This window comes from Bradyrhizobium sp. Kon37, from assembly GCF_055807535.1.
On record NZ_JBVVOY010000328.1, the window covers coordinates 1 to 240 of the forward strand.

The window sequence follows — 240 nt, forward strand, 5'->3', positions numbered from 1 at the left end:
GGACGGCACCAAGCGCTTCGCCAAGGACAGCCGCAAGGAAGGATGCTTCCATGTCGTCGGTGGCATGGATGCGCTCGCGGCCGCGCCGGCGCTGGTGATCGGCGAAGGCTATGCCACCGCCGCCACAGTGGCCGAAGCGCTGGGGCACGCGACTGTCGCCGCGTTCGATTCCGGCAACCTACAGGCTGTTGCCGAGGCCCTGCACGCGAAATTCCCGGACAAGCCCGTTGTGATCGCCGG

At 67.9% G+C, this 240-nt stretch carries 1 protein-coding gene; it reads left to right on the top strand.

Annotated features, from left to right (window positions below):
* Positions 1 to 240: hypothetical protein (locus AC0L3J_RS38355; RefSeq protein ID WP_473350616.1), on the top strand; the 240-nt coding region annotated here is incomplete at both ends.